This window comes from Sandarakinorhabdus oryzae (genome assembly GCF_009733735.1).
Classification (GTDB): Bacteria; Pseudomonadota; Alphaproteobacteria; order Sphingomonadales; family Sphingomonadaceae; genus Sandarakinorhabdus; species Sandarakinorhabdus oryzae.
Genome location: NZ_WNJP01000224.1, coordinates 1 through 3,747 on the forward strand (window position 1 = coordinate 1; position 3,747 = coordinate 3,747).

Annotated in this window: 1 protein-coding gene and 1 pseudogene; both read left to right on the forward strand. The window is 71.1% G+C overall.

Annotation, left to right across the window (positions count from 1 at the left end; all coding sequences use genetic code 11):
- A partial coding sequence (locus GJ693_RS17085; protein ID WP_197042228.1) for a beta strand repeat-containing protein occupies window positions 1–2,421 on the forward strand: 2,421 nt, incomplete at its 5' end.
- Window positions 2,418–3,747 (forward strand): annotated as a pseudogene (locus tag GJ693_RS14570) (CHAT domain-containing protein); the annotation flags it as partial. The gene GJ693_RS17085 and the pseudogene GJ693_RS14570, both read left to right, overlap by 4 nt.

Here is a 3,747-nt window from a genome sequence, read left to right on the forward strand (position 1 = left end):
ACGCCGGGCAGCCTGATCATCAACGGCGCCGTGCTGGCCGATGCCAGCGGCGTGGGCAGCAATGCCGGGCCGGCCCAGGCCGGCGCCGTGCGCCAGTTCGCCCGCGGTGGCAGCCAGCTCAGCCTTGCCTCCCTCACCAGCACGGCCAATGGCAGCAGCCCGGTCTTTGCGCTGCGCGGCGGCCTGCTCGCCGATCAGGGCTCCACCATCAGCATCGTCGGCGACGCGCTGGTGTCGTCGGGCGTCGATCTCGGGCTCAATGATGGCGGCACCATCACGGCCGGCGGTGTCCTGCAGGTGACCGCGGGTGGCCAGGTGCTGGCCGGCTTTGCCACGCCGTCGGCCGGCGCAGTCGGCACGGTGACCGCGAGCCAAGTGGCGATCGATGCCGGCTCCGGTGTCTCTCTCGCCACCACGCTCGGCGGCGGCAGCAGCGTGTTCGTGCGCGGTTTCGGCCCGGTCACGGTCGGCGCGGTCACCAGCGGCGGCGATATCGGCCTGGTGGCGCAATCGACGCTGACCAGCGGCGCGCTGACCAGCGGGCGCGACCTCGTGCTGCTGGCCGGCGGCACCGTCACCACTGGCGCGCTGGCAACGCCGACCACTGGCCGGGTGCGGATCGGCGATTTCGCCCAGCAAAGCCTGATCAGCTTCACCGCCACCGGGCCGGATTACAGCGCGCTGTTCGCCGCCGCATCCAGCGCAGTGCCGGGCGACATCGTGATCGGCGGCACGGTTACCACCGGCCTGTTCGACGCCAGTGCCACCGGCCTGTTGAGGGTGACCGGCACGATCAACGCCGCGATCGGCGCGACGCTGAGCGGGAACGCGCTGCAGCTTGCTGACGCCAACAGCCCGGGCTTCCTCGATCTCACCTCGGCGACCAGCGTGGTGCTCGGCAATCTGGCGGTGACTGGCGCGCTGTCTGTCACCAGTGGCGGCAGCATCACCACTGGCAACATCACCACCGGCCAGTCTCTTTTGCTGTCGGCTGCTCAGCCGGGGGCGGCGCTTGCCACCGGCAATATCCGGTCAGACGGCGAGATCAGGCTGCTCTCGGCGACCACGCTTGCGACCGGCAGCCTGTCGGCGGGTGACCGCGTGACCCTTGATGCAGGCGGCGCCCTCACCACGGCCGCCATAGATGCCGGCACGGTCAACCCCGCGGCCGGCGCCACCGGCGTGCTGAGCGCCACCGCGCAGGGCGCGCTCAGCACCGGGCCGATCAGCGTTGCCGGCAGCGCCAGCCTGGCGGGCAGACTGGTAACGCTGAATGGCAGCCTCACTGCGCCCACGGCCACGATCTCCGCCAGCGATATCGCCATCGCGCCGGGCAGCGTGATTGGTGGCGCCAGCGCGACCAGCCTTACCCTGGTGATCGATCCGGCCAGCACGGCCGCCGTGATCGGCGGCGCTGGCGTGGCGACGCCGGGCACCTACAGCCTGTCCAACGCCGAGTTCGGCACCCTGCGCGCCGACACGATCACGGTTCAGACCGCCGCCGGCAGCATGACACTCGACACGCTCGCGCTGGCCGCCGTCTCGCCGGCGACCGGGCTGGCGACCAACCAGGTCAATCTGAGCAGCGGCGGCGTGCTGCGCGTGACCGGCGCCGTCAGCATGGCGCAGTCCGGAGCACAGAACCGGCTGGCGCTAACCTCTGGCAGCCGCATCGAGGTGGTGCAGGGCAGTGGCAGCGTGCGGCTGGGGGCGGGCGTTGACAGCCTCACCGGCACGCTGGCGCTCACCGCGCCGCGGATCTGGGTGGCCAGCGACGCGCTCCTCACCCAACTGGCCGGCGGACAACTCATCGGCCCGGCGCGCGACAATGCGCTCAATGCTGCAGGCACCCCCGCGGTGGCCGGCGGCTCGGTCGGGGCCGGCACCATCCAGATCAGCGCCGTCAACGAGGTGCTGATCCAGAACAGCGGCACACGGCCGCTGCCGGCCGGCTTCACCGCCGGGCCGGGCGGCCTGTCCATCAGCCGCGCCGGCCAGGGCAATGGCCTGATCGACGTGGTGATCAACGGCCGCATCCAGTTGAAAGACAACAGCTTTGCCACCGGCCAGGACACGGTTGCCCTGGTGCAGTTTGCCGCCGGCAGTCTCACCGCCGGCAGCCAGGTCAATGGCTGCGTCATCGGCGGGGTCTGCGCCAGCGTGCTGCCCGACACCGTCTCGCAACCGGTGCTGACCATCGTCAACAACGTGAAGGCGCTGACGCCGGAAGAGGTGGCGCGGCGCGAGGCAGCGCGGGCGGCGACCGAGCGGCTGCCGATCGTCGTGCTGCAGCGTCTGATCGATTATGGCCCGCTGTTTGCCGATCCCGACGCCAATGATCCGGTGACCAGCGGCGGCAATCCCGCCCTGTGGCTGGAGCCAGACCCGCGCCGCAACCGTGCACAGGGAGGGCAGAAGTGATGCGCCGCACCATCGCCCTGTTGCTGATCGCCGCGGCCGCCACCGCCGCACCCGCCACCGCCGCCGATCCGCTGTCGCTGGCTGACAGTTTCCGCATTGGCAACGCTGGCGTGCTGTGCACCGCGCAGAGCCAGGTCGCCGATCCGGCGCTGCAAGGCATGTTCGATCGCGGCTATCGCGTTGTCTGCCGTGATGCCGCTGCGCCGGTGGGCAATTTGTTCGTGCTGCGCAGTGCCGTGCCGGCGCTGCCGCCGGGCTGCCCGGCGCCGGCCTCCGCAACGGTCGCAGGCCTGCCCGGCGTGCTGGAATCGCGTTGCACAATCGAGGGCCTGGGCCGGGTGCGCTATCAGCTGACGCGCGGGCGCACGACCTATGTGGCCGATGGCTTTGCCGGCTATGCCTCCGCATTGCAGATCGGTCTCAGGTCGCTGATTGCCGATGCGCCGGTGGTTGGCACAGTGGAGGTGGCGGCGACCGAGGCGGGCGATCCCGCCGCCTTTGCGCGCTTGCAGGCCGGCAGCCTGGAACCTGGCCAGGCCCTGGCCGAGGCCTACACCCGCAACAATGCCGCCAGCTATGCCGAATCTGCCGAGTTCTTCGATCTGCTAGTCGAGCGCAGCCGCCAGGGCGCGCCCGGCTTCACCCGCAGCGCCGAATATCTTGCCAACCAGGGCCTGCAGCAATCCAACCTGATGGCCTTTGCCGAGGCCGACCGGCTGTTTGCGCGTGCCGCCCAGCTGCTCGACGCCAGCGATCCGGTCGCCGGCCGGCTGCTGCGCAATCACCAGGCCCAGCATCTGCTCAACCAGCGCCGCAATAGCGAAGCGCTTGCCGTGCTGGCGCGACCGGTGAGCGGTGATGTCGGCACCACCGAGACGACACGGCTGGCCGGCGGCTTCATCGACATGCCGATGTCGCAGCGGCTGAACACCGATGATGCGGCGATGCGGGCGCTGGGTGGCGGCAGCGCGCTGCTCACCACCGAAGAACGCATCGCCGTCCTTGATGCCCAGGCGCTTTATCTGTCCGCGTCGGCGCGCTCCGGCCTGGGCGAACTGGCCGCCGCCGACACGGCACTGTCCACTGCGGCTGACAGGCTGGCGCGGCTGCGCGGCGGGCGGGTGCTGTCGATCCTGTGGCTGCGCGCCGCCGTGGCCACCGAACAGGCGCGCGTAGGCGAGCAACTGGGCAAGGCGACGGACGCCCGCGCCGCGCTCGAACAGGCGGTGGTGTTGACCGAAGCGCAATTCCCGCAGAGCGCGGCGCTGCTCGCCGCCCGCGCCCAATTGGCGGCGCTGCTGGCGCGGCAGGGCGACAGCGCGGCGG